The 23,478-nt window shown below is 74.2% G+C and carries 24 protein-coding genes and 1 other RNA gene; 14 read left to right on the top strand and 11 right to left on the bottom strand.

Translation table 11 applies throughout. The features are described from left to right. Positions 1-46: 46 nt before the first annotated feature. Positions 47-751: an NADPH-dependent F420 reductase gene (npdG, locus tag ACWGH1_RS22135; protein WP_453356826.1), complete on the bottom strand. Its 705-nt coding sequence runs from the start codon at positions 749-751 to the stop codon at positions 47-49. Positions 752-877: 126 nt separating this feature from the next. On the opposite strand from npdG, the gene ACWGH1_RS22130 reads away from it, so the two are divergent. Continuing rightward, positions 878-1,486 carry a hypothetical protein gene (locus ACWGH1_RS22130; protein ID WP_453356827.1) on the top strand — a complete coding sequence of 203 codons (609 nt, stop codon included), beginning with the start codon at positions 878-880 and terminating at the stop codon, positions 1,484-1,486. Between the two features lie 28 nt (positions 1,487-1,514). Here ACWGH1_RS22130 and ACWGH1_RS22125 read toward each other — a convergent pair whose 3' ends face one another. After that, positions 1,515-1,772: a hypothetical protein gene (locus tag ACWGH1_RS22125; RefSeq protein ID WP_453356828.1), complete on the bottom strand. Its 258-nt coding sequence runs from the start codon at positions 1,770-1,772 to the stop codon at positions 1,515-1,517. Positions 1,773-1,854: 82 nt separating this feature from the next. Between ACWGH1_RS22125 and map the strand changes: the two genes are divergently transcribed. Both map and ACWGH1_RS22115 read left to right on the top strand, forming a co-directional pair. Next, complete coding sequence (gene map / locus ACWGH1_RS22120) at positions 1,855-2,712, top strand: type I methionyl aminopeptidase (RefSeq protein ID WP_453356829.1); 858 nt, start codon at positions 1,855-1,857, stop codon at positions 2,710-2,712. 102 nt (positions 2,713-2,814) lie between these two features. Continuing rightward, positions 2,815-3,462, top strand: coding sequence for a biliverdin-producing heme oxygenase (locus ACWGH1_RS22115; protein WP_453356830.1), 648 nt, complete (start codon positions 2,815-2,817; stop codon positions 3,460-3,462). Between the two features lie 201 nt (positions 3,463-3,663). Here the strand turns inward: ACWGH1_RS22115 and ACWGH1_RS22110 are convergent, their stop codons facing one another. After that, on the bottom strand, positions 3,664-4,323 hold the full coding sequence (locus ACWGH1_RS22110) for a PhzF family phenazine biosynthesis protein (RefSeq protein WP_453357832.1): 660 nt from the start codon (positions 4,321-4,323) through the stop codon (positions 3,664-3,666). A 229-nt stretch (positions 4,324-4,552) separates the two neighbouring features. On the opposite strand from ACWGH1_RS22110, the gene efeO reads away from it, so the two are divergent. Genes efeO through efeU form a run of 3 tightly spaced genes read left to right on the top strand, consistent with a single transcriptional unit; the run spans position 4,553 to position 7,907 of the window. Further along, positions 4,553-5,701, top strand: coding sequence for an iron uptake system protein EfeO (efeO, locus tag ACWGH1_RS22105; protein WP_453408935.1), 1,149 nt, complete (start codon positions 4,553-4,555; stop codon positions 5,699-5,701). 35 nt (positions 5,702-5,736) lie between these two features. Next, entirely contained in the window at positions 5,737-7,020 is a 1,284-nt protein-coding gene (gene efeB, locus ACWGH1_RS22100; RefSeq protein WP_453356923.1) for an iron uptake transporter deferrochelatase/peroxidase subunit, read from the top strand. A gap of 26 nt (positions 7,021-7,046) precedes the next feature. Then, positions 7,047-7,907, top strand: a complete 861-nt coding sequence (efeU, locus tag ACWGH1_RS22095; protein WP_453356922.1) for an iron uptake transporter permease EfeU — start codon at positions 7,047-7,049, stop codon at positions 7,905-7,907. 78 nt (positions 7,908-7,985) lie between these two features. Here efeU and ACWGH1_RS22090 read toward each other — a convergent pair whose 3' ends face one another. Further along, complete coding sequence (locus ACWGH1_RS22090; RefSeq protein WP_453355940.1) at positions 7,986-8,735, bottom strand: bifunctional DNA primase/polymerase; 750 nt, start codon at positions 8,733-8,735, stop codon at positions 7,986-7,988. Positions 8,736-8,860: 125 nt separating this feature from the next. Next, the gene (locus ACWGH1_RS22085) at positions 8,861-9,532 is read right to left on the bottom strand and encodes a TetR/AcrR family transcriptional regulator (RefSeq protein ID WP_453355939.1); all 672 of its coding nucleotides are present in this window, start codon (positions 9,530-9,532) and stop codon (positions 8,861-8,863) included. A gap of 100 nt (positions 9,533-9,632) precedes the next feature. Here ACWGH1_RS22085 and ddaH point away from each other — a divergent pair, with 100 nt between their 5' ends. Further along, on the top strand, positions 9,633-10,496 hold the full coding sequence (ddaH, locus tag ACWGH1_RS22080) for a dimethylargininase (protein ID WP_453355941.1): 864 nt from the start codon (positions 9,633-9,635) through the stop codon (positions 10,494-10,496). Between the two features lie 12 nt (positions 10,497-10,508). Here the strand turns inward: ddaH and ACWGH1_RS22075 are convergent, their stop codons facing one another. Together ACWGH1_RS22075 and ACWGH1_RS22070 are read right to left on the bottom strand one after the other, a co-directional pair. Then, positions 10,509-11,525, bottom strand: a complete 1,017-nt coding sequence (locus ACWGH1_RS22075; protein WP_453355938.1) for a small ribosomal subunit Rsm22 family protein — start codon at positions 11,523-11,525, stop codon at positions 10,509-10,511. Between the two features lie 59 nt (positions 11,526-11,584). Beyond that, positions 11,585-12,877 (bottom strand): Bcr/CflA family multidrug efflux MFS transporter, encoded by a 1,293-nt coding sequence (locus ACWGH1_RS22070; protein ID WP_453355937.1) that lies wholly within the window; start codon positions 12,875-12,877, stop codon positions 11,585-11,587. A 106-nt stretch (positions 12,878-12,983) separates the two neighbouring features. On the opposite strand from ACWGH1_RS22070, the gene ACWGH1_RS22065 reads away from it, so the two are divergent. Genes ACWGH1_RS22065 through ACWGH1_RS22055 form a run of 3 tightly spaced genes read left to right on the top strand, consistent with a single transcriptional unit; the run spans position 12,984 to position 15,255 of the window. Further along, positions 12,984-13,745, top strand: coding sequence for an SDR family oxidoreductase (locus ACWGH1_RS22065; protein ID WP_453408934.1), 762 nt, complete (start codon positions 12,984-12,986; stop codon positions 13,743-13,745). A 59-nt stretch (positions 13,746-13,804) separates the two neighbouring features. Then, a complete protein-coding gene (locus ACWGH1_RS22060) occupies positions 13,805-14,680 on the top strand; it encodes a PhzF family phenazine biosynthesis protein (protein WP_453355460.1) in 876 nt (291 codons plus the stop codon). Beyond that, on the top strand, positions 14,677-15,255 hold the full coding sequence (locus ACWGH1_RS22055; protein ID WP_453355459.1) for a GNAT family N-acetyltransferase: 579 nt from the start codon (positions 14,677-14,679) through the stop codon (positions 15,253-15,255). The genes ACWGH1_RS22060 and ACWGH1_RS22055 overlap by 4 nt, the downstream gene beginning before the upstream one ends. An 18-nt stretch (positions 15,256-15,273) precedes the next feature. Here ACWGH1_RS22055 and yaaA read toward each other — a convergent pair whose 3' ends face one another. Beyond that, a complete protein-coding gene (gene yaaA / locus ACWGH1_RS22050; RefSeq protein WP_453355458.1) occupies positions 15,274-16,074 on the bottom strand; it encodes a peroxide stress protein YaaA in 801 nt (266 codons plus the stop codon). A 167-nt stretch (positions 16,075-16,241) separates the two neighbouring features. Between yaaA and ACWGH1_RS22045 the strand changes: the two genes are divergently transcribed. From ACWGH1_RS22045 to rnpB, 3 genes are all read left to right on the top strand, one after another. Beyond that, positions 16,242-17,684, top strand: coding sequence for an RNB domain-containing ribonuclease (locus tag ACWGH1_RS22045; protein WP_453355457.1), 1,443 nt, complete (start codon positions 16,242-16,244; stop codon positions 17,682-17,684). Between the two features lie 22 nt (positions 17,685-17,706). Next, positions 17,707-18,492: a helix-turn-helix domain-containing protein gene (locus ACWGH1_RS22040; protein ID WP_453355456.1), complete on the top strand. Its 786-nt coding sequence runs from the start codon at positions 17,707-17,709 to the stop codon at positions 18,490-18,492. A gap of 351 nt (positions 18,493-18,843) precedes the next feature. Continuing rightward, an RNA gene (gene rnpB / locus ACWGH1_RS22035) (RNase P RNA component class A) lies at positions 18,844-19,245 on the top strand. Between the two features lie 64 nt (positions 19,246-19,309). On the opposite strand, the gene ACWGH1_RS22030 is transcribed toward rnpB, so the two are convergent. From ACWGH1_RS22030 to ACWGH1_RS22020, 3 genes are read right to left on the bottom strand one after another with little or no spacing between them, the layout of a single operon-like run. Further along, entirely contained in the window at positions 19,310-20,599 is a 1,290-nt protein-coding gene (locus tag ACWGH1_RS22030) for a bifunctional RNase H/acid phosphatase (protein ID WP_453408933.1), read from the bottom strand. Further along, on the bottom strand, positions 20,599-21,342 hold the full coding sequence (locus ACWGH1_RS22025; RefSeq protein WP_453356414.1) for a zinc ribbon domain-containing protein: 744 nt from the start codon (positions 21,340-21,342) through the stop codon (positions 20,599-20,601). The genes ACWGH1_RS22030 and ACWGH1_RS22025 overlap by 1 nt, the downstream gene beginning before the upstream one ends. After that, entirely contained in the window at positions 21,339-22,196 is an 858-nt protein-coding gene (locus ACWGH1_RS22020; protein WP_453356413.1) for a Nif3-like dinuclear metal center hexameric protein, read from the bottom strand. Before ACWGH1_RS22020 ends, ACWGH1_RS22025 begins: the two co-directional genes overlap by 4 nt. A 187-nt stretch (positions 22,197-22,383) precedes the next feature. Between ACWGH1_RS22020 and ACWGH1_RS22015 the strand changes: the two genes are divergently transcribed. Beyond that, on the top strand, positions 22,384-23,448 hold the full coding sequence (locus tag ACWGH1_RS22015) for a hypothetical protein (RefSeq protein ID WP_453356412.1): 1,065 nt from the start codon (positions 22,384-22,386) through the stop codon (positions 23,446-23,448). Positions 23,449-23,478: the final 30 nt, after the last annotated feature.

Genomic DNA, 23,478 nt, shown 5'->3' with positions numbered 1-23,478 from the left:
CGCACCGTGCCGCCCGGCGGACCCAGGCGGTCCGCCGGGCGGTTCCTCAGACGTCCGTGACGCGCAGGCCCGCGTGGGCCTTGTAGCGGCGGTTCGTGGAGATGAGGTTGGCGACCAGGGCCTCGACCTGGTGGGCGTTGCGCAGGCGGCCCGCGAAGACGCCGCGCATGCCGGGGACGCGGGCCGTGAGGGCCTGGACCAGGTCGGTGTCGGCGCGGGCTTCGCCGAGGACCATCACGTCGGTGTCGATCTCCTCGACCGACTCGTCCTGGAGCAGCACCGCCGAGAGGTGGTGGAAGGCCGCCGTGACCCGGGAGCCGGGGAGCAGCGCCGCGGCCTGCTGGGCGGCGCTGCCCTCGGGGACCTGGAGGGCGTACGCGCCCTGCTTGTCGAAGCCGAGCGGGTTGACGCAGTCCACCACGAGCTTGCCCGCGAGGTCCTCGCGCAGCGCTTCGAGGGTCTTCGCGTGGCCCTCCCACGGCACCGCGACGATCACGATGTCGCTGCGCCGCGCGCATTCGGCGTTGTCGGCACCCTCCACGCCCAGGCCCAGTTCCCCGGCCGCGGTCCGCGCGCGATCGGCGGCGCGGGAGCCGATGATCACCTTCTGGCCGGCGCGGGCGAAGCGGTAGGCCAGGCCGCGGCCCTGGTCGCCGGTGCCGCCGAGGACGCCGACGACGAGGCCCGAGACGTCCGGGAGGTCCCAGGGGTCCTTGGCCGGCGGCTTCTGCGTGCTGTCTGAGGAAGTCATGGGGGCAAAGGTACTGCCGAGTACCGATCGTCATACCCGTCGTCCCCGTCGTACCCGTCGTACCCGTCGGGGTGTATCGCGGGGAAGTGCCCGCCGCGCGTCCGCCGGGTGCGGCAGGATGCCGCCATGGACGCCGTGAGGGTCGCGTTGTTGCGCGAGGTGCTCGCCGGTACGCAGTGGCCCGGGGCCGCCCGTCGGTTCGCCGGTTCGCTGCGGGGCGCGGTCGTTCCCGCCGGCGGGAACCTGCTGCTGGTGGGCACCGAGGGGTACGAGCCCTGGCACCTGGCGGCGCACCTGGTGGACGAGGCCGCGTGGTCCGGGCTGCCCGAGCTGGCGCCGACCCTCGTGCGCCACCGGGTGCGACCGGGTGAGCCGCCGCACCTGTCGGTCGGGCTGAGCCGGCTTGCGGCGGCCCGGCGCGGGCACACCCTGCTGGTGGTGGCCCCTGAACAGCCGGGCGCGGGGCTGCTGGAGCGGGTCTACGACGCCCGCCGGGCGGGGGCGACCGTGCTGTCCCTGGACGGCGGGGACCCCGACCTGGGCACGCTGGCCCACGAGGCGCTGTCGGTACCGGAAGCCACCGCCGAGCTGGACCTGGACACCGTGCAGCACCTGGTGAGCGCGGCGGCCGGGGAGAACAGCCTGCCGGCCCCCCGCGGCGGTCCGCGCCGGCTGCGGGACCGGCTGGCGCGGCTGGCCGATCAGCTGACGGCGCCGCCGCCCAGCCGCTGGTAGGGCCGCACGGCCGGGGCCCCCGGCGCCGCTACGGCGTCGGCGCGTTCCCGTCCGGTCCGCCGGTCCCGTCGGCCTCGCCGCTCTTGTCGTTCCACTTGGGGTCGTTCTGCCACTCCAGGTTCCGCTCCTCGGCGGTCTGCATGGCGTGCGCCGCCTCCTCCGGGCTGGAATACGGCCCGAACCGGTCCTTGGCCGGGCACTCGGGGCCTTCCTCGACCTTGTTGTGGACCAGGCAGTAGTACCACTCGCCCGGTTTGCCCGTCTGGCGCTTCTTGAACAAGGCCATCGTCCGCCGGCTCCTCTCGTCGCGGCTCTCGCCGCTCTCTGCCCGCCATGCTGCCCCATCACCGCTGGATACACTCGCTTGCATGTCTGGCCAGTCGCTGCTCGTACCCGGCGAGCTCTCCCCCGCCCGTTCCGTTCCCGGCAACATCCGCCGGCCCGAGTACGTGGGCAAGCCCGCACCCACGCCATACACCGGACCGGAGGTGCAGACGCCCGAGACGGTCGAGGCGATGCGCATCGCGGGCCGGATCGCCGCCCGCGCGATGGAAGAGGCCGCGAAGCACATCGCGCCGGGGGTGACCACCGACGAGCTGGACCGGGTCGCGCACGAGTACATGTGCGACCACGGCGCCTATCCCTCGACGCTCGGTTACCGCGGCTTCCCCAAGTCCCTCTGTGCCTCGGTCAACGAGGTGATCTGCCACGGGATCCCCGACTCGACCGTCCTGCGGGACGGCGACATCGTGAACCTCGACGTGACCGCGTACATCGGCGGGGTGCACGGCGACAACAACGCCACCTACCTGTGCGGCGACGTGGACGAGGAGTCGCGGCTGCTGGTGGAGCGCACCCGCGAGTCCCTGAACCGGGCCATCAAGGCGGTCAGGCCGGGCCGGCAGATCAACGTGATCGGCCGGGTCATCGAGTCGTACGCGAAGCGCTTCGGCTACGGCGTGGTCCGGGACTTCACCGGGCACGGCATCAGCACCTCCTTCCACTCGGGCCTGATCGTCCCGCACTACGACAGCCCGCACGCCACCACCGTCATCGAGCCCGGCATGACCTTCACCATCGAGCCGATGCTGACGCTGGGGACGCACGAGTACGACATGTGGGCCGACGGCTGGACGGTCGTCACCAAGGACCGCAAGCGCACCGCGCAGTTCGAGCACACCCTCGTCGTGACCGACTCGGGCGCGGAGATCCTGACCCTGCCCTAGGTTTTTGCCGACAGGGCGTCGGGAAGACTGGTGGGAGACCGGGCGGGGCGGCGGGGCCGTCGCGCCCGCCTCCTCTCCCAGCGAACCCTCCGGAGGTCCGCCTTGGACGCCTTTTCCACGGCCATCCGTGTCGCCTCGCACGAGCAGCACACCGAGGCCGAGACCTCGACGTTCATGAGCGACCTGCTGGGCGGCCGGCTCGGGGTGGCCGCCTACGCCCGCTACACCGAGCAGCTGTGGTTCGTGTACCGGGCGCTGGAGGACGCGGCCGAGGCGCTCAAGGGCGACCCGGTGGCGGGGCCGTTCATCCGGCCCGAGCTGATGCGGGTCGCGCAGATGGAGCGGGACCTGGCGCACCTGCGCGGCCCGCGCTGGCGCGAGTCCCTCTCCGCCCTGCCCGCGACGCGGGCGTACGCGGCCCGGGTCGCGGACTGCGCGGCGACCTGGCCCGGCGGGTACGTCGCCCACCACTACACCCGCTACCTGGGCGACCTGTCGGGCGGCCAGATCATCCGGGACAAGGCGGAGCGGACCTGGGGCTTCGCGCGCAAGGGCGACGGGGTGCGCTTCTACGTCTTCGCGGAGATCGCCAACCCGGCGGCCTTCAAGCGGGGCTATCGGGAGCTGCTCGACGCGATCGCCGCGGACGACCTGGAGAAGCAGCGCATCATCGACGAGTGCAAGCGGGCGTTCGACTACAACGGCGCCGTCTTCCGCGAGCTGGGCGAGCAGTTCCCCCTCAGCGCGTAGGCCCTGGCCAGGCGGTACGTGGGTGGTCGCGGTGCACCGGCCGGGGCCGCGCCGCGGTCGCGGCCGGTGCACCGCACCGCACCGCGGAGGGCCTCCGTACCGGACGTACCGGGCGACGCCGGGCAGCGCTGCTCCCGCCCCAGCAAGGGCGGCGCTGCTCCCGCCCCCAGCAAGGGCAGCGCTGCCCGCGGGGCGGCGGTTTCAGGGGCGGCGGGGGGCGAAGCGGACGCGGCCGCCGACCTCGACGGTGCCGTCCGGGCCGGGTGCGGTGAGGATCTGCGAGCCCGCGCCCTGGGTGATGTTCAGGGCCCGGTTCAGCTCGGCCGTCAGCAGGATCGCCGCCGAGCCGGTGGCCTCGTCCTCGGTGACCGCCCCGTCCGGACGGCGCGGGAAGCCGCGGGCCCGGATCCGTCCGGCGGCCTCGTCCTCCCAGGCCCAGGCGTAGAGCCAGCCCTCGCCGGGCGGCGGCGCGGGCAGCGCCTCCACCTCGGCGGCGCTCGCGTACTGCTCGGTGCGCTTGCCCTCGACCCATTCGGGCCGCGCGGTGATCCAGGTGAACTCCCCGTCGTCGCGGGCCCACACCGAGCCGGCCGGCGGCTGGAGTTCCTCGATGTCGAGCAGCCAGGCGACCCCGACCAAGGGGTGGCCGGCGAAGGCCATCCGGGTGCCGGGGGTGCGGATGTCCACGATCCCGCGTTCGGGGTCGTCCACGAAGACCGTCTCGCTGTATCCGAGCTCCGCAGCCAGGGCCTGCCGGGAGGCGTCGTCGGGGCAGGTGCGGCCGTCGCGCACGACGCCGAGCAGGTTGCCGTGACGGCCGTCTCCCGCACAGAAGACGGAGAGCACGTCGAGATCATTCACCCCGGCATTCAAACACGGGCGCCACCCTTTACCTCGGCTTGACCTTTCCGTGGGCCGGCCATGGGGGCGTCGTGACGGCTCCGTGTCCGCCCGGGAGCGGTGTGCGCCGAATCACTGGACGCGCGGTCCGAGGTCAGGTAAGCCTCGGTTAAGTTAGGTCCGCCTCACCCGGCCGCTCCCGTCCGACGGGGCGGCCGTCTGCCGAACGCCAGACCCGCCAGGAGCCCGCATGCGCCCCGCCCGCCTCACCGTCGTCACCGCGGCCGCCGTCGCGGCCGCGCTCACCGCCGTAACCGGCTGCGCCGAGAAGAGCGGGGCGGGGGCCGAGGGCACGATCCAGGTGGCCGCCTCAGACAGCACCTGTGACGTCTCCAAGAAGGAGTTCCCCTCCGGCAAGGTGACCATCGAGGTCGACAACAAGGGCTCCAAGGTCACCGAGGTCTACGTCCTCTTCCCCGACGACCGGATCGTCGCCGAGCGCGAGAACATCGGCCCCGGCACCAAGGCCACCATCACCGCCGAGATCAAGGCGGGCGACTACGAGGTCAACTGCAAGCCCGGCATGAAGGGCGACGGCATCCGCCAGAAGGTCAAGGCCACCGGCGGCGCCGCGGCCAAGCGCAGCCCCGAGCTGGACGCGGCGGTCGCCGAGTACCGCAAGTACGTGCAGACGCAGGCCGACGAGTCCCTGCCCGCCACCAAGGCCTTCGTGGACGCGGTGAAGTCCGGTGACGTGGAGGCCGCGAAGAAGGCCTACGCCGTCTCCCGCCTCGGCTGGGAGCGCACCGAGCCGGTCGCGGAGTCCTTCGGCGACATCGACCCGAAGGTCGACGTCCGCGAGGACGGCCTGGAGGCGGGCCAGGACCCGGCGAAGGACTGGACCGGCTGGCACCGCCTGGAGAAGTCCCTGTGGGCCGAGAACAAGATCGACGACAACGACAAGAAGCTCGCCGACACGCTGATGGCCGACGTGACCGACTGGCAGAAGAGGATCGGCACGGCGGAGATCACCCCCACCTCGATGGCCAACGGCGCCAAGGAGCTCCTCGACGAGGTCGCCACCGGCAAGGTGACGGGTGAGGAAGAGCGCTACAGCCACACCGACCTGGTCGACTTCAAGGGCAACGTCGAAGGCGCGCAGAAGGCGTACGAGCTGCTCAAGCCGGTCGCCGCGAAGAACGACGCGGAGCTCGCCAAGGCGCTCGACGCCCAGTTCGCGGCGCTGGAGACGCTGCTCGACAAGCACCGTACGGACAAGAACGGCTACGACTTCACCTCCTACGACAAGGTCGGCGACGCGGAGCGCAAGGAGCTCTCGGACGCCGTGAACGCGCTGGCCGAGCCGCTCTCCAAGCTGGCCGCAGCGGTCGCGAAGTAACGGTCGGGAACAGCGGAGCAGGCGGGAGGACCGGGATGACTGACTCGGAGTCGGTGGCGGTGGAAGAGCACGACGACACCCCGGAGGGGGCCGGCGCGCCCTCGCGGCGGGCCGTGCTCGGCTGGGGCGGGGCCGGGCTGGCGCTCGGCGCCGCCGCGGCCGGCGGCGCGGTCGCGGCGTTCGGCGGCACCTCGGACGTGGTGCCGGCGGCTTCGGCCGGGGCGGCCGTGCCGTTCCACGGGGAGCACCAGGCCGGGATCGCGAGCGCCGTCCAGGACCGCCTGCACTTTGCGGCCTTCGACGTGAAGACCAAGGACCGCGCGGAGCTGGTCAAGCTCCTCAAGGAGTGGACCGAGGCGGCCCGGCTGATGACGGCCGGGCACCCCGTCGGCGAGGGCGGCTACGGCGGCCTCCCGGAGGCCCCGCCGGACGACACGGGCGAGGCGCTGGGCCTCAAGGCCTCCCGGCTCACCCTGACGATCGGTTTCGGCCCGGCCCTGTTCGCCAAGGACCGCTTCGGGCTGGAGGACAAGCGCCCCGAGGCCCTGGTGGACCTGGAGCAGTTCCCCGGCGACAACCTGGACCCGGCCCGCTCCGGCGGCGACCTGTGCGTCCAGGCCTGCGCGGACGACCCGCAGGTCGCGGTGCACGCCATCCGCCAGCTGGCCCGCATCGGCTTCGGCAAGACGGCCGTCCGCTGGTCGCAGCTCGGCTTCGGCAAGACCTCGTCCACCACCCCGGACGCGCAGACCCCGCGCAACATGATGGGTTTCAAGGACGGCACCCGGAACATCTCGGGCACCGACCGGGCGGCGCTGGACGAGCACGTCTGGGCGGCCGCGTCCGACGGCAGCCCGTGGATGGCCGGGGGCTCGTACCTGGTCGCCCGCCGCATCCGGATGCACATCGAGACCTGGGACCGCACCTCCCTCCAGGAGCAGGAGGACGTCTTCGGGCGCGACAAGGGCGAGGGCGCCCCCGTCGGCAAGTCCAAGGAGCGCGACGAGCCCTTCCTCAAGGCCATGAAGCCGGAAGCGCACGTCCGCCTCGCCCACCCGGACAGCAACAACGGTGCGCGGATCCTGCGCCGCGGCTACTCCTTCACGGACGGCACGGACGGGCTGGGCCGCCTCGAAGCGGGCCTGTTCTTCCTCGCCTACCAGCGCGACGTCCGCAAGGGCTTCATCCCGGTCCAGCGCAACCTCTCGAAGAACGACGCGCTCAACGAATACATCCAGCACGTGGGTTCGGCCGTCTTCGCCGTCCCGCCGGGCGTCCGCGACAAGGACGACTGGTGGGGCCGGACGCTGTTCGCGTAGACCCGTAGCCGCGTAGGAGGAACCACGTGTTCAGCAATTATCTGATCGGTCTGCGCGAGGGGCTGGAGGCCAGCCTCGTCGTCTGCATCCTCATCGCCTACCTGGTGAAGACCGGCCACAAGGACAAGCTCGGGCCGCTGTGGCTGGGCGTCGGCCTGGCGGCCGCCCTCAGCCTCGGCTTCGGCGCCGCCCTGGAATTCGGCACCGAACAGCTGACGTTCGAGGCGCAGGAGGCGATCGGCGGGTCCTTGTCGGTCATCGCGGTGGGCCTGGTGACCTGGATGGTCTTCTGGATGAAGCGCACCGCGCGGCACCTGAAGGCCGAACTCCACGGGAAGCTGGACGCGGCGCTCGCCATGGGCACCGGCGCGCTGGTCACGACGGCGTTCCTCGCCGTGGGCCGCGAGGGCCTGGAGACGTCCCTGTTCGTGTGGCGCTCGGTGAAGGCGGCCGGTGACGGCGCCGGCCCGCTGACCGGCGTACTGCTGGGCATCGGCTCCTCGGTGCTGCTGGGCTGGCTGTTCTACCGGGGCGCCCTGAGCATCAACCTCGCCAAGTTCTTCACCTGGACCGGCGGCATGCTGGTCGTGGTCGCGGCGGGGGTGCTGGCGTACGGGATCCACGACCTCCAGGAGGCCGCGTTCCTGCCCGGCATCCGGTCGAAGGCGTTCGACATCAGCGAGACGGTGCCGCCGGACAGCTGGTACGGGACCCTGCTGAAGGGGACGCTCAACTTCCAGCCGGACCCGACCGTGCTCCAGCTCGTGGTGTGGGTGCTGTACCTGCTCGTGGTGCTGAGCCTGTTCCTGGCGCCGCTGGGCGCCAAGGGCCGGGGCAAGCCCGCGGACCGGCGGCCGGCGGGCGCTCCCGCCGACGCGCAGGCCTGACGGCCACGCGCGCCGGGAGGACATCCGCGAACGGCGAAGGGCCGGACGACCTCTGTCGTCCGGCCCTTCGTCGTTCGGTCAGCGGCCCAGCGGCCAGGCCACGGCGGCGGGGGTCTGATCGGAGGCCCCCGCGTACAGGGCGCAGGCGTCGGTCAGGGTTTCGAGCAGCGTCAGCGGGTCCGGCAGCGGGTGCTCCACGCCGCGCAGCCACACGACGGCCTGCTCGCCCGGGAGGGCGGCCGGCGGGACGAGGACGTAGCTGCCGCGGCAGTGCCAGCGCAGGCCCGGGTGTTCGTCCATCGTCTCGGGGTGGCAGTCCAGCGCGCAGGGCCACCACTCGTCCTCGTCTTCCGGCGTCCCCCGGGTCGCCGTGAAGAACAGCATGCGGGCCTGGTCGCCCGTACCGCCGGACTCGGCCACCGGGCCGACGTCCACGCCGGAGGCCAGCAGGCGGGTGAGGGCGTCGCGGCCGGCGTCCAGCGGTACGTCCAGGACGTCGTGGACCATGCCGGTGGCGGTGATGAAGTTGGCCCGGGGCTCGTTGCGCGCCCAGCGCTCGACCTGTGCGCGGTCGGTGGTCGCCTGGGTCTGCCAGGCGAAGGAGACCGGGTGCCGCGCGGGCGTCGGACAGCCGATGCGGTCGCAGGAACAGCGGTAGCCGGCGGGGTGGGCGGCGGGGGCTATCGGGAGGCCGGCGGCGGCGACGGCCAGCAGCAGGGCCTCTCGTTCCCCGCCCGGGTCTTCGGGAGCCGGTTTCGAGCGGCGGCGCAGCCACTGGGAAATCCTGCTCTGCTCGCCGCGTTTGACGCGGCCGGACTCGGACCCCATCTATCCCCTCACCTCACCGTTGCCCCCGGCGGACCTTCCCATGGTCCCACCCTCCGGGGCGCCGGGTGACCGCGCCCCCGGCACCGGCCCGCGCATAACGGACGATTTCGGCCATATGTTCTCGGTCACGCGGACCCGGCGGCCCGGCCCCCGGTACCCACAGCGGCTCCCAGCACCGCGTCCACCAGCGCGTCCGTGAACGCGTGCGTCAGGGGAGCCGTCCGCAGCAGCCAGCGGTACGTCAGGGGGCCGAGCAGCAGCTCCGTCATCAGCCGCAGATCCGCTCCGTCCGCCAGCTGCCCCGCCTCCCGCGCGCTGCGCAACCTGGCCTCGTACAGGGCGAGCTGGGGGGCCAGCAGCCGTTCGGTGAAGCGCGCCCCCAGCACCGGGTCGTTCGCCCCGGCGGCGGTCAGTGCGCGCAGGGGGGCGTCGTGGGCCGGGTCGTTGAACTCGTCCACCGTGGCCCGCAGCACCCGTTTCAGGTCGGCGGCCAGGTCACCGGTGTCCGGGAGTCCCGGCCGGCCCTCCCCCTCCGGTACGTCCCCGGCCAGTGCCAGGGAGGCGTCGAGCAGCACGGCCGCCTTCGACGGCCACCAGCGGTAGATGGTCTGCTTGCCGACCCCGGCGCGGGCGGCGATCGCCTCGATGGTCAGCCTGTTGTAGCCGACCTCCCCGACGAGGGCGAGCGCGGCGTCCAGGATGGCCCGCCGGGACCGGTCGCTGCGGCGGGCCGGATCGGGCGTCTTGGCCGCGGGCGCCTTGGTCGGGGCGGTGGCGGCGTGGGGAGTCCTGCTCATGCCCTCAACGTATCAACGCGAGACGGACCGTCTTCCGGTTCCGGTCATTCCGATAAACCACCCAATCAGTTCACTGCGCGGTCCCCCTTGAGGAGAGACGATTCTCTGCACACGCACAGCACACGCACCGCGAGTCAGTCGTGAGGAGCCTTCTTTGCGCAGAGACGCCACACCCCGGCGCTACCTGATGTGCCCACCCGCACACTTCAAGGTCACGTACTCCATCAACCCGTGGATGGACCCCGCGAAACCGGTGGACCTGCCCCTCGCCCAAGCCCAGTGGGAAGACCTGAGGGACCGCTACCGCTCCCTCGGCCACACCGTCGAGACCCTCGTCCCCGATCCCGGACTGCCCGACATGGTCTACGCGGCGAACGGCGCCCTGGTCATCGACGGCCGCGTGCTCGGGGCCCGGTTCGCCTACCCGGAACGCACCGCCGAGGCGGAGATCCACCTGGAGTGGTTCCGCGCCCACGGCTTCCGGGACATCCACGAGCCGTCGCACATCAACGAGGGCGAGGGCGACTTCGCCGTCACCGCCACCTACATCCTGGCGGGCCGGGGCTACCGCTCCAGCCCGCTCTCGCACGACGAGGCCCAGGAGTTCTTCGGCCGCCCCGTCATCGGCCTCGACCTGGTGGACCCGCGCTTCTACCACCTGGACACCGCCCTGTGCGTCCTCGACGGCGACGAGATCATGTACCACCCGCCGGCCTTCTCGCCCGGCAGCCAGGCCGTGCTGCGGCGGCTGTTCCCCGACGCGCTGGTCGTGGACGCCGAGGACGCGGCGGCCTTCGGCCTCAACTCGGTCTGCGACGGGCTGCACGTGCTGCTGCCCCAGGCCGCGGCCGGCCTGCTCGCACCCCTGCGCGACCGGGGCTTCGAGCCGATCCCGATGGACCTGGGCGAGCTGCTCAAGGGCGGCGGCAGCGTCAAGTGCTGCACCCAGGAGCTGCGGCCCTGACGGCACCCGCGCTCAGGCGGAGGGCGGCCACTCCCGGCCCCAGTCGGCGTCCCGCGCGGCCTTGTAGAGGTCACCGTGGCGCTTGGTCACGGTGACCCGGGTCAGGCCGTCCTCCGGCGGACCGCACAGGTCCAGCAGCACCAGTCCCTTGCGGATCTGCGGCTTGCGCGTGATCCGGGAGGCGGCCGGCCCGACGGGGAACCGCGTCGCGGCCACGTAGCTGAACTTCTCGTCCTCGTAGGGCAGGGAGCCGCCCTTGACCTGCCGGTGCAGCGAGGAACGGCTGACCCGCGCCGAGAAGTGGCACCAGTCCTGGCCGGTCTCGATCGGGCAGGCGCCGTCGTGCGGGCAGGGCGCGGCCACCGTCAGCCCGGCCGCGATCAACTGCTCGCGGGCCTCGCGGATGCGCAGGTAGCCCTCGGGGGTGCCCGGCTCGATCAGCACCACCGCCCGGCCGGCCCGGGCCGCCTCGGCGACGACCGCCCGGCGGGCCTCCGCGGTGAGTTCGCCGAGCACGTACGACACGGTCACCAGGTCGGCCTCGGGGAGCGCGATCCCGGCGCCGACGACCGCCCGGCGCCACTGCGCCGCGCGCAGTACGGGCGAGGAGGAGCGGGACGCCAGTTCCCGGCCCAGGGCCAGCGCCGGCTCCGCCCAGTCCAGCACCGTCGTACTGCGCGGGCCGTCCCAGGTGGCGTCCGCCGCCCAGGTCGCCGCGCCGGTGCCGCCGCCCACGTCGACGTGGGAGCCCGGCGTCCACTGCGGCGCGGCCTCCGCCAGGGCGCCGAGGGCGGAGCGTACGGCTTCGAAGGTGGCCGGCATCCGGTACGCCGCGTACGCCGCCACGTCCGAGCGGTCGCGCAGCACGGGCGCGTCGGTGGGGATCGTGCCCCGGTAGTTGGCGATCAGCCGCTCGACGGCGGCCGAGGCCTGCTTCGGCGGGAGCCCGTCGAGCAGCCCGCCGAGCGCGGAGCGCAGGGTCTCGGCGGTGGTGGGACCGGGAGCGGGAAGGGCGGCGGAGGCGTTCACCTGGGAAGTTTACGGCGCCCGGCGCGGCCCGCGCCCCGGCGCACCCTCCCCGGCTGCCGCTACGCCCCGGCCGCCGCCAGCGGCTCCCGGCTCTGCCACGGACGGCACAGCCCCAGGAAGCAGGCCGCCGCCAGCAGCGAGCAGACGAGCTGGACCACTGCCATCGGCACCGCCGTCCCCTCCCCCGCGATCCCGACCAGCGGCGAGGCGACCGCACCGACCAGGAACGAGGAGGTGCCCAGCAGCGCCGACGCCGATCCGGCGGCGTGCGGCGTACGCATCAGCGCCTGCGCGTTGGTGTTCGGCATCAGCACGCCCATCGCCGACATCAGCACGAACAGCCCGACCGCCATCGGCAGCAGCCCGGCCTTCCCGAACGCGCCGCCCGCCATCAGCAGCAGCGCGACCGAGTCCACGATGACGACCGCGAGCCCGCAGGCCAGGACCTTGTCCAGGCTGACCCGGCCCACCAGCAGCTTGCCGTTGATCTGGCCGACCGTTATCAGGCCGACCGAGTTCAGGCCGAACAGCAGGCTGAACTGCTGCGGCGAAGCCCCGTAGATCTCCTGCACCACGAACGGCGACGCGGAGATGTACGAGAACAGCACCGCGAACGCGAAGCCGCCGGCCAGGGTGTACCCGGCGAAGACCCGGTCGCCGAGCAGCCCGCGCATCGTCCGCAGGGCGGCGCCCACGCCCCCGGTGTGGCGCCGCTCGGGCGGCAGCGTCTCGCCGAGCCTGCGCCACACCACCAGGGTCAGGGCCGTGCCGACCGCGGTGAGGACGACGAAGACCCCGCGCCAGTCGGCGAAGCGCAGCACCTGGCCCCCGATGAGCGGGGCGATGATCGGGGCGGCGCCGGAGATGAGCATCAGGGTGGAGAAGAACCGGGCCATCTCGACCCCGTCGTAGAGGTCGCGCACGACGGCGCGGGCGATGACGATCGCCGCCGCGCCGGCCAGGCCCTGGGCCAGCCGGAAACCCACGAGCAGTTCGGTGGTGGGGGCGAGCGCGCAGACGGCGGTGGCCAGCACGTAGACGATCATGCCGGTCAGCAGCGGCCGCCGGCGGCCCCACTTGTCGCTCATCGGGCCGATGACGAGCTGGCCCAGCGCCATGCCGGCGAGGCAGGAGGTGAGGGTCAGCTGCACCGTGGCGGCCGGACTGTGCAGGGCGGAGGTGACCTGCGGCAGCGCCGGCAGGTACATGTCCATGGACAGCGGGGGCAGCGCGGTCAGCCCGCCGAGTATGAAGGTGACCAGCAGGCCGGTGCGGCGCGCCGTGGGAGAGGAGCTCTGGGCGATGGACGACGGCTTCCGGTCACGGGCCGTCCCGGGGGCTCTCTCCGGCATGCGGAACTCCACTCTCGTCGTCTGTTTTCGCACCCTGACCGGCCCATGCTCTCAGCTGTCGGAACGTCCGTGTTCGAATGTCCGGTGTGACGTACTCTGCGGCCCCATGAACGCACCTGGGAAGAAGATCGCTGTGGTGACCGGGGCCGGCTCCGGCATCGGCCGCTCCGTCGCCCTCGCCCTGGCGGGCGCGGGCTGGTCGGTGGCCGTGGCCGGACGCCGCCCGCAGCCGCTGGCGGACACCGCCGAGGCGGCCGGATCCGGCGCGGACGTGCTGTGCGTACCGGCCGACGTGAGCGATCCGGACGAGGTGAACGCCCTCTTCGAGACCGTCCGCGCCCGGTACGGGCGGCTCGACCTGCTCTTCAACAACGCCGGTACCTTCGGCCCGGGCGGGGTTCCGCTGGAGGACATCACGTACGAAGCCTGGCGGGCGGTCGTGGACGTCAACCTGACCGGCTCCTTCCTCTGCGCGCAGGCCGCGTTCCGGCTCATGAAGGAGCAGGACCCGCAGGGCGGCCGGATCATCAACAACGGCTCCGTCTCGGCGCACGTGCCGCGCCCGCACTCGATCGCCTACACCGCGACCAAGCACGCGATGACGGGCCTGACGAAGGCGCTTTCGCTGGACGGGCGCCCGTACCGGATCGCGTGCGGGCAGATCGACATCGGCAACGCGGCGACCGAGATGACCGAGCGGATGCAGAGCGGCATCCTCCAGGCCAACGGGCAGCTGGCCGTCGAGCCGGTGATGGACGCGGCCGACGTGGCGCGCACGGTGGTGCACATGGCGGAGCTGCCGCTGGAGGCGAACGTGCAGTTCGCGACGGTGATGGCGACGGCCATGCCGTACATCGGGCGGGGCTGAGGGCGGGGCCGCGGGCGGGGCGGGGAATGCCCGCCGCCGTCCCCGGAGTTGAGCTGATCATGACTGATACGACGGGACAGCCGGCGGTACTGCGCTACACCGCCTTCACCACCGACCCCGCGGGCGGCAACCCCGCCGGCGTCGTGCTCGACGCGAGCGCACTGGACGACGCGCGGATGCTCGCGATCGCGGCGGAGCTGGGCTACAGCGAGACCGCCTTCGTGACGGACCCGCCGCAGGACCTGGGCGCCGCGCCCGGACGGGGCTTCACCCTGCGGTTCTTCAGCCCGAAGGCGGAGGTCTCCTTCTGCGGGCACGCCACCGTCGCGACCGCCGTGGCGCTGGGCGAGCGGATCGGACCCGGCGAACTCGTCTTCGCGACCCCGGCGGGCACGGTACCGGTCTCGGTGACCGAGGCCGACGGTGGCCTGCGGGCCGTGCTGACCAGCGTCGAACCGCACACCGAGGCCGTGTCGCCCGAGGACCTCGCGGAGGCGCTGGCCGCGCTGGACTGGCCGGCCGGCGACCTCGACCCGGCCTTCCCGCCGCGCATCGCCTACGCCGGGGCCCGTCACCTCGTGCTCGGCGCCGCCACCCGCGCCCGCCTCGCCGCCCTGGACTACGACTTCGCCCGGCTGGAGGCGCTGATGCGCCGCCTGGGCCTCACCACGGTCCAGCTGGTGCACCGGGAGGGGCCGGAGCTGTTCCACGTACGGGACCCGTTCCCGGTCGGCGGCGTCGTCGAGGACCCGGCCACCGGGGCGGCGGCCGCCGCGTTCGGGGCGTACGCGCGCGAACTCGGGCTGGTCCCGGACGGCGCGACGCTGACGCTGCGCCAGGGCGAGGACATGGGCCGCCCGGGCGTCCTGACGGTGGAACTGCGGCCGGGCGACGCCCGGGTCCGGGTGGGCGGCGCGGCGGTGGCCATCGCGTGACGGGCCCGAGCCGCGGGATCGGCGTGTACGCAGCGCTCCCGGCCGGCCTCGCCGCGCAGGTCGGGGCGCTGGAGGCGGCGGCGTGGCCGGGTGCGGGGGCCGGGCACGACCCGGCGCTGGCCCCGCGCACCGTCCTGCTGCGGGAGGGGGGCGCGGCCGGGGCGGTGGCCGCCTGCCTGACGCTGCTGCACAAGGAGATCCGGCTCGGCGGCGGCAGCTACCGCGCGGCCGGGCTCAGCGCGGTGGTGACCCGGCCGGACCTGCGCGGGCGGGGCCTCGGGAGCCGCCTGGTGACGGCGGCCCGCCAGGTGCTGGCCGCCGACCCGGGCGTGGACCTGGCCCTGTTCAGCTGTGACCGGGAGCTGACCCCGTTCTACGAGGCGGCTGGCTTCGAACGCCTCCCGGGCACGGTGCTGCTGGGCGGCACCCCGGCCGATCCGCTGCCCAGCGACCGGCCCGGCTTCGACAAGTCGGTCCTGGCGGCCTTCTTCACCCCGGACCCCGCGGCCGCCCGCGCGGTGTTCACCGGCGCGCGGGTCCCGCTGTATCCGGGGCCGACCGACCGCCTGTGGTAGGCACGTCGTGGATCCGGCTCAGTGGATCCGGGTCACCACGACGTCCAGCGCCCAGGCCTTCGCGGGCTTGGCCGGTTCCTGCGCCTCCACCACGTACCCCAGCGCCCGCAGCGCCTCCACCAGCTCCGCGGGGCTGCCCGGGACCGCGCCCGCCAGCAGCAGGTCCCGGACCAGCCGGCCCTTCGTCGCCTTGTTGAAGTGGCTCACCACCGACCGCTTCTCCACCCCGTCGACCAGCTGGGAGTGCAGCACCCGCACGGTCGCGGTGCGCCCGGCGACCTCCCCCTTCGGCTTCCAGGCGGCCGCGTACGCGGAGGAGCGCAGGTCCAGGACGAGTCCGTCCCCCGCCGCCTCGGGCATGACCTCCGCCATCGGCGCCCGCCAGTACGCCCCCAGCGCTCCCAGCCCCGGCAGCTTGACGCCCATCGAGCAGCGGTAGGAGGGGATCCGGTCCGTCATCCGCACCGCGCCCCACAGCCCGGAGAACACCAGCAGCGACCGCTCGGCCAGCGCCTGCGCCCCGTCGGGCAGACCGGCCAGGCCGAGGGCGTCGTACAGCACCCCCGTGTAGATCTCCCCGGCGGGCCGCGCGACCGCCGACCGCAGCTCCGCGTTCTTGGCGACCTCGCCCCGCAGGCCCTCGCTCAGGCCGAGCACCTCGCGCGCCTTCGTCTCGTCGCCCGCGCACAGCTCGACCAGCTCTTCGAGCACGGCCGCCCGCGCCCCGGCCAGGCCCGGCAACGACAGCGCCCCCGGGTCCAGCGGTGCGCCGGAGCCCCCGGCGGCCTTTCCCTCAGAGGGCGGCAGCAGCACGAGCACGGTGGTTCTCCTTCGGTACGACACGGCGCAGGGGGTGCGGCCCCCGGCGCCCAGCGTAGACGGCGCGGCGCGGGCGGCTCGCCGGAGCTCCTCACCGCCGGGCCGCTGCGAACGCAGGCGCGGCGGCTCGACGGGCAGCCCTGGCCCGCCCCCCATAGGCTCGGTCCATGCCACGCCGTCACCTGCACATGACCGGCGCAGACGGGGCTGCCCTGCGGGCCGCGCTGCGCGCACTGCGGACGGGGCTGGACGTTCCGGCGCAGTTCCCCGCCGCCGTGCTCGCCGAGGCGGAACGGGCCGCCGCCCATCCCCGGCTCCCGTCGGCCGACGCGACCGGCATCCCCTTCTTCACCGTCGACCCGCCCGGCTCCGTCGACCTCGACCAGGCCATGCACCTGGCGAAACGTCCCTCCGGCGGCTACCGCGTGCACTACGCCATCGCCGACGTCGCCGCCTTCGTCACCCCCGGCGGCGCCCTCGACGCCGAAGCCCACCGCCGGGTCACCACCCTCTACTTCCCCGACGGGAAGGTCCCGCTGCACCCGGCCGTGCTCTCGGAGGGCGCGGCCAGCCTGCTGCCCGACCGGACCCGGCCCGCGCTGGTGTGGCGGTTCGACCTGGACGCCGAGGGCCGGGTGGAGAGCGCCGAGGTGCGCCGGGCCCTGGTCCGCAGCCGGGCGAAGCTCGACTACGCCACCGTCCAGCGGGCCGTCGACTCCGGCACGGCGGACGAGTCCGTGGCGCTGCTCAAGGTCATCGGAATGCTCCGCGAGGCCCTGGAGGAGGAACGCGGCGGCATCTCGCTGGCCGTGCCCGAGCAGGAGGTCGTCGCGCAGGACGGCTCGTACTCCCTCGCCTACCGGGCCCCGCTGCCGGCGGACGGCTGGAACGCCCAGATCTCCCTGATGACGGGCATGGCCGCCGCCGAGCTGATGCTCGCAGCCGGAACCGGGATCCTGCGCACCCTGCCGAGCGCCCCCGACGGCGCGGTCGGCCGGCTGCGGCGCGCGGCGAAGGCCCTGCGGATCGACTGGCCCCACCACGTCCCGTACGCGGAACTCGTCCGCTCGCTCGACCCGGACCGGCCCGCCCACGCCGCCTTCCTCCAGGAGTGCACGACCCTGCTGCGCGGCGCCGGGTACACGCCCTTCACCCCCGGCGTGACCCCCGATCCGTTGCTGCACGCCGCCGTGGCCGCCCCGTACGCGCACTGCACCGCCCCGCTGCGCCGGCTCGTCGACCGGTACGCCGGGGAGCTGAGCGCGGCGGCGTCCGCCGGGGCCGAGCCGCCGGAGTGGGCCGTCGCCGCGCTGGAGGCGCTGCCGCACGAGATGGCGGAGGGCACCCGGCTGGCCAACACCGCCGAGCGTGAGTGCGTGGACCTGGTGGAGGCGGCCCTGCTCAAGGACCGGGTCGGCGAGACCTTCGAGGCGACGGTGATCGACGTCAGGGAACACGAACCCCTGGTCGGCACGGTCTGCCTGACGGACCCGGCGGTGGTGGGCCGCGTCGAGTCCCCGACCACGCGGTTGCCGCTGGGCGAACGCATCCGGGTCCGGCTGACCCGGGCCGACCCCGGCACGGCGAAAATCCTCTTCGCTCCCGCCTAGAACAGGCCGTCCGCCGGCTGTCGTGATCGGCGCAGCGCGCCCGACGGGCCGCGCAACGCCGCGGGGAGGGGCCGCAGACGGGTTCCGTCGACACGCCTACGAGACCCCCCGCCCCCGCGCTGCGCCCGCACATCGTCAACTGCCTCGGCTTCCGTACGGAATTCAGCGCGCCCCGGCGCAGGCTGGACCTGCCCACCGGCTTCGTCGCGCTCGTCTTCACCTTCGGCGAGGGCCTGTGGATCTCCCGTGCCACCGACGGGCTGGGCGCGGCCGAACTGCGACCGGCGTCCCCCGCCCTGATCAGCGGGCCTCGCACGGTCCCGGCGGTCGGCGTGCACGCGGGTGCGGTGCACGGCCTGGAGGTGAACATGAGCCCGCTCGGCGCCGGGATCCCGATGGTGCACTTCCAGGACACCCGGGTGGACCTCGCCGAGGTGCTCGGCCCCGCCGAACGCCACCTGGCCGAACGGCTCCGGTCGCCGGCCACGTGGGACGAGCGCTTCGGTCTGCTGGACGCCGTCTTCACCGCCCGGCTGCGCGAGCGGGGCCCGGCCGTCGCGCCCAAGGCGCGGGGGGCGCTGGCCCGGCTCTGGCTGGACGGCGGTTCGCTGTCCGGGCGACCGCGGAGTGCGGGTGGAGCGCCCGGACCTTGCGGGCGCGGTTCCGGGAGCAGGTCGGACTGTCGCCGAAGGCGGTCGCCCGGCTGTTCCGGCTCCAGCACGCCCTGCGCCGGCTCGCGGCGGGCACGGCTCCGGCCCGGGTCGCCGCGGCCTGCGGCTACCACGGCCAGGCCCACCTCAGGACGTGAAGGGCCTGACCGGCCTGACCCCCTCCGCCTTCACCGAGCCCGGGGGCAGGCCGGCGCGCAGTCCGCTCCTGGACCGGATGCCGGGCCGCATCACCAGCGTCCTCCTGTAGCGGCTGCCCGGCGGATCGCCCCCCGGCGCCGTTTTCGACAAGACAACCCGGCCCCGGCTTGTCACCCTCACCCCACGGCCCGCGCCGCGGCAGCCCGTCACGGGGGTGCGGACGGCCGCAGCGCGGCGACCACCGCCCCCGGCTCATCGGCATGAAACCGCACCGCCCCCACCCGCCCCGACCCCCCGAGCGGCCGGTCAAGCCGTCACGGCGCAGCCGGTAGCATGGGCGGCACGACAGACGAGTCGGCCGGGCGGCCGCGTCGGGGTCCTTGGATCCCGCCGAGGAACGTCCGGGCTCCACAGGGCAGGGTGGTGGGTAACGCCCACCCGGGGTGACCCGCGGGACAGTGCCACAGAAAACAGACCGCCGGGGGCTTCGGTCCCCGGTAAGGGTGAAACGGTGGTGTAAGAGACCACCAGCGCCTGAGGTGACTCAGGCGGCTCGGTAAACCCCACCCGGAGCAAGGTCAAGAGGGGTCGTTCTCGGACGGCCCTGCGCGAACGTCCGAGGGCTGCCCGCCCGAGTTCGCGGGTAGACCGCACGAGGCCGGCGGCAACGCCGGTCCTAGATGGATGGCCGTCTCCCCGGCGACCGCGAGGTCTCCGGGCGACAGAACCCGGCGTACAGGCCGGCTCGTCTGTCCTCGCCGTACGTATGCCGGAGCCCCCGCCACGTCTGTGGCGGGGGCTCCGGCGTTGCGGGGTTCAGCGCAGGTGCGAGGTGTCGTTCAGGAGGCGGACCGAGGCGTTGCCGTCGGCGTAGTAGGCCACCGCCGAGAGGGAGGCGGCCGACAGTTCCATCTTGAACAGGGACTCCGGGGGCGCGCCGAGCGCGAGCCGGACCAGCGTCTTGACCGGGGTCACGTGCGTGACCAGCAGCACCGTGCGGCCCGCGTACGCGGTCAGCAGGCGGTCGCGGGCGGCGGAGACCCGGCGGGTGACGGCGGTGAAGCTTTCGCCGCCGCCCGAGGGGGCCGCCCTCGGGGAGTCCAGCCACGCCTGGAGGTCGTCCGGGAACCGCTCCCGCACCTCGGCGAAGGTGAGCCCCTCCCAGGCGCCGAAGTCCGTTTCGCGCAGGCCCTCTTCGACCACGACCGGCAGCCCGAGCCGGTCGGCGACGGCCTGCGCGGTCTCCCGGCAGCGGCGCAGCGGGGAGCTGACGACGGCCTCGACGGTGCCCCGCGCGGCGAGCGCCCCGGCCACCGCGGCGGCCTGGCGGCGGCCGGCCGGGGACAGCTCGGGGTCGGTGCCGCCGCTGCCGGAGAAGCGCTTCTGCGGGGTCAGCGCGGTCTCGCCGTGGCGCAGCAGCACGAAGGTGGCCGGGGTACCCAGGTCGGGACCCCATCCGGCCGACGGCGCCGCCGTGGCCGGGCCGGGCTCCGCGAACAGGGTGTCCGCCGCCTGCTCGGCCCCCGCCGCGGGGGCCGGCGTACCGGAAGAGGCGGCGAGGGCCGCGCGGACCGCGGCCGCTCCGGCCGTGGCGTCGCCGGGCGGGCCCGCGGGCGGCGGGGTCGCCAGGGCGCGCGCCGCCGAGGTGTCCAGGGCGGCGGAGGAGGCCGACGGCTCCCACTGCCGGCCGCGCTTGCCCGCGTCCATCGCCTCGTTCGCGAGCCGGTCCGCGTGCTTGTTGCGCTCGCGCGGGATCCACTCGTACGTCACCTGCGCGCGCGGCAGGATCGTGGCCGCCTCGGTGGCCAGCGGCTTCATGTCCGGGTGCTTGATCTTCCAGCGGCCCGACATCTGCTCGACGACGAGCTTGGAGTCCATCCGTACGAGGACCACCGCGTCCGCCGCCAGCTCGCGGGCGGCCTTCAGCCCGGCGATGAGCCCCTTGTACTCGGCCACGTTGTTCGTCGCGACGCCGATGTACTCGGCGCGCTCGGCCAGCGTCTCGCCCGTGGCCGGGTCGAGGACCACCGCGCCGTAGCCGGCGGGCCCCGGGTTGCCCCGGGACCCGCCGTCCGCCTCCACGACGAACCGGACAAGCCTCGGCATCAGATGCCCGAGTCCGCCGTACGGACCAGGATGCGGCCGCAGTTGTCGTGTCGTACGACCTGGTCGCGGGCGGCGGCCTTGATCTCGTTGACCTCGGCCATGTCGAGCTCCAGGCGGCAGCCCTCGCAGCGGCGCTGGTACAGGCGCGCGGCGCCGACCCCGCCCTGCTTGGCGCGGATCTTCTCGTACAGGGCCATCAGCGCGTCCGGCATCGAGGCGACGATGACCTCGCGGTCCTTGGCGATGCCCGCGGCCTCGGCGTCGAGTTCGGCGGTGGCGGCGTCGCGGCGCGCGGTGGCGTCCGCGAGCTTGGCCTCCAGGCCGGAGACCCGCTCGGTCAGTTCGGTGACGCGCGCCTGCGCGGCCTCCAGGCGTTCCATGACCTCCAGGACCACGTCCTCCAGGTCGCCCTGCCGCTTGGCGAGGGAGACGACCTCGCTCTGGAGGTTCGCCAGGTCCCGGGCCGAGATGCCCGCGCCGGAGTCCAGTCGCGCCTGGTCGCGGGCCGCGCGCTGGCGGACCTGGTCGACGTCCTGCTCCGCCTTGGTCTGCTCCCGGGCGGCGTCGCTGGCCTGCGTCTGGGCGGCGACGAGCAGGTCCCGCTGCTGGGTGAGGTCCTTGGTCAGGGAGTCGACCTCGGCGTGCTCGGGCAGCGACTTGCGCTTGTGGACGAGCTGAGACAGCCGGACGTCCAGGGCCTGGACGTCGAGAAGTCGGATCTGGTCGGCGGGCTCGGCGTTCAGTTGGGGGCTCCAGGGTTGGTAGGGGAGGTGACGGACGGCGCGTGCGCCGTCCACGGGTCGGTGACCGTGCGCGAGACGTGGGTGCGCAGACCCCAGCCGTGGCGCTCGGAGATCGCGTCGAGCTGCGCGGCGGCCTGCTCGCACCAGGGCCACTCGGTGGCCCAGTGGGCGGCGTCGAGGAGCGCGAGCGGGCTCTGCCCGCGGGCCTCGGACGCGGGGTGGTGGCGCAGGTCGGCGGTGAGGAAGGCGTCCACGCCCGCCGCGCGGACCTGCGCGAACAGGCTGTCGCCGGAGCCGCCGCTGACGGCGACGGTGCGGATCAGCGCGTCCGGGTCGCCGGCGAAGCGGATGCCCTGCGCGGTGTGCGGCAGCCGGGCGGCGGCCCGGGCGGCGAAGTCGCGCAGGGTCTCGGGGTGGTCGAGTTCGCAGATCCGGCCGAGGCCGCGGCGGCCCGCGGGGTCGGTGGGGTCGGGCACGAGGGGGCCGGTGACGCGCAGGTCCAGGGCGCCGGCGAGGGCGTCGGAGACGCCGGGGTCGGCGGTGTCGGCGTTGGTGTGGGCGACGTGCAGCGCGATGTCGTTCTTGATCAGCGTGTGCACGACGCGGCCCTTGAAGGTGCCCGCCTCGACGGTGGTGGTGCCGCGCAGGTAGAGGGGGTGGTGGGTGACGATCAGGTCGGCGCCGAGCGTGACGGCTTCGTCGACGATCTCCCGTACGGGGTCGACGGCGAACAGGACCCGGGTGACTTCGGCGTCGGGGTCACCGCAGACGGTGCCGACGGCATCCCACTGCTCGGCCCGCGCGGGGGGCCAGAGAGCGTCGAGGGCGGCGATGACTTCGGAGAGACGGGGCACGGGCCAAGGCTACCGTCCGTGGCGGCCCCCGGTCGCGGTGCCGGGGGACCTCGGCACCGCACAGCACAACGACCCCCCGCGCCACACCTGAACCGCCGCGCCGCCACCCGTATGTGTGAAGCCGGGAAGGTCGTGTTGTTCGGCAGGAAGTGCGAAAACTAGCTTCCTCACCGGAGGTGACGCACGGATGACTGTCTGTGCCATCGAGATGACGACGGCTGCCGCGTTCACGATCGCGGCGGACGGGGCGTACGCCGCGCGGCTGGCCGGCGCCGGCCAGGCCCGGTACCCGGAGCGCTGGACCCTTGACGGGCCCGAGCCGTACGCGGTGCCTCTGCCGCTCGCGCAGCCGGAGGAGGCGGACAGCGAGGTGCTGCCGCTGGCCGACGGGCGGGTGCTGATCCACCGCCGGGTCGCGGACCGGCACGCCTTCTCGCTGCTGTACCCGACGGGCGGCCCCGGGGCCGGGCCGCGCACCGGCGAACTGCCGCTGGGCGCGGTCGAGCGGGCCGGGCAGGACGTACGGGTCGGCCTGCTGCCGCCGTCCCCGGACGGGCACGGCGCCTTCGCCCTGGCGGTGGGCGCCGAGGAGACGGTGCTCTGGCAGGTGGCCGGAGCCCCCGGCGGGCCCCGACGGGCGGCCGTCGTCCCGGGCCGCTGCTCGGGCGGCGTCTGGCTGGACCGGGCGGGGCGGCTGCTGGCGCTGGACCGCGAGCTGGACGGGCGCACCAAGGCCGTGGCCGTGGACCTGGCCCGGGACGGGCAGGTCACCCCGCTGCTCCAGATCACGGACGGCAGCGACGACCGGCTGCTGCTGGCCGAGCCGGACAGCGGGCTGCTGCTGATCCGCTCGGACGCGCCGGGCGAGCCGCGGCTGGGCTGGGGGGTGCTGGGCAGCGAGCGCCCGGTCCGCTTCCCGGAGTGCCTGCGGGCGGCGGACGCGGTGCCGTTCGCGGTGCAGCCGGGGCAGGTGCTGATGCCGGAGAGCTGCGGGGTGGCGCTGCGGGTGCCCGAGGGCATCGCGCTGTGGCGCCCGGCCGACCGGCACGCGTTCCGGCTCTCCGCCCCGGCGGGCTGGCTGGGTACCGGCCTGTGGACGGCCCAGGGGGTGCTGCGCCTCCCGTACGCCACCCCGGAGGTGCCGTGCGGGATCGTCACCCTGGCCCAGCCGGTGGCGCCGCCGCCCCCGGCCCGGATCGCCCCGCCCACGGCCCCGCGCCCGGTGCCGCTCCAGCAGGCCCCGCTGAACTGAGTTGCCGCGGCCGGGGTTTCCGGCGGATCC

Source organism: Streptomyces sp. NPDC054883, assembly GCF_053610645.1.
Note: the sequence above shows the minus strand (reverse complement) of the source record. Positions and strands in the feature narration are given on the sequence as shown.

Excerpts from the sequence above, each read along its gene's own strand:
- npdG (WP_453356826.1), bottom strand. The coding sequence starts at position 751 with ATGACTTCCTCAGACAGCACGCAGAAGCCGCCGGCCAAGGACCCCTGG.
- ACWGH1_RS22130 (WP_453356827.1), top strand. The coding sequence starts at position 878 with ATGGACGCCGTGAGGGTCGCGTTGTTGCGCGAGGTGCTCGCCGGTACG.
- ACWGH1_RS22125 (WP_453356828.1), bottom strand. The coding sequence starts at position 1,772 with ATGGCCTTGTTCAAGAAGCGCCAGACGGGCAAACCGGGCGAGTGGTAC.
- map (WP_453356829.1), top strand. The coding sequence starts at position 1,855 with ATGTCTGGCCAGTCGCTGCTCGTACCCGGCGAGCTCTCCCCCGCCCGT.
- efeO (WP_453408935.1), top strand. The coding sequence starts at position 4,553 with ATGCGCCCCGCCCGCCTCACCGTCGTCACCGCGGCCGCCGTCGCGGCC.
- efeB (WP_453356923.1), top strand. The coding sequence starts at position 5,737 with ATGACTGACTCGGAGTCGGTGGCGGTGGAAGAGCACGACGACACCCCG.
- ACWGH1_RS22090 (WP_453355940.1), bottom strand. The coding sequence starts at position 8,735 with ATGGGGTCCGAGTCCGGCCGCGTCAAACGCGGCGAGCAGAGCAGGATT.
- ACWGH1_RS22085 (WP_453355939.1), bottom strand. The coding sequence starts at position 9,532 with ATGAGCAGGACTCCCCACGCCGCCACCGCCCCGACCAAGGCGCCCGCG.
- ACWGH1_RS22070 (WP_453355937.1), bottom strand. The coding sequence starts at position 12,877 with ATGCCGGAGAGAGCCCCCGGGACGGCCCGTGACCGGAAGCCGTCGTCC.
- ACWGH1_RS22065 (WP_453408934.1), top strand. The coding sequence starts at position 12,984 with ATGAACGCACCTGGGAAGAAGATCGCTGTGGTGACCGGGGCCGGCTCC.
- ACWGH1_RS22060 (WP_453355460.1), top strand. The coding sequence starts at position 13,805 with ATGACTGATACGACGGGACAGCCGGCGGTACTGCGCTACACCGCCTTC.
- ACWGH1_RS22045 (WP_453355457.1), top strand. The coding sequence starts at position 16,242 with ATGCCACGCCGTCACCTGCACATGACCGGCGCAGACGGGGCTGCCCTG.
- ACWGH1_RS22030 (WP_453408933.1), bottom strand. The coding sequence starts at position 20,599 with ATGCCGAGGCTTGTCCGGTTCGTCGTGGAGGCGGACGGCGGGTCCCGG.
- ACWGH1_RS22015 (WP_453356412.1), top strand. The coding sequence starts at position 22,384 with ATGACTGTCTGTGCCATCGAGATGACGACGGCTGCCGCGTTCACGATC.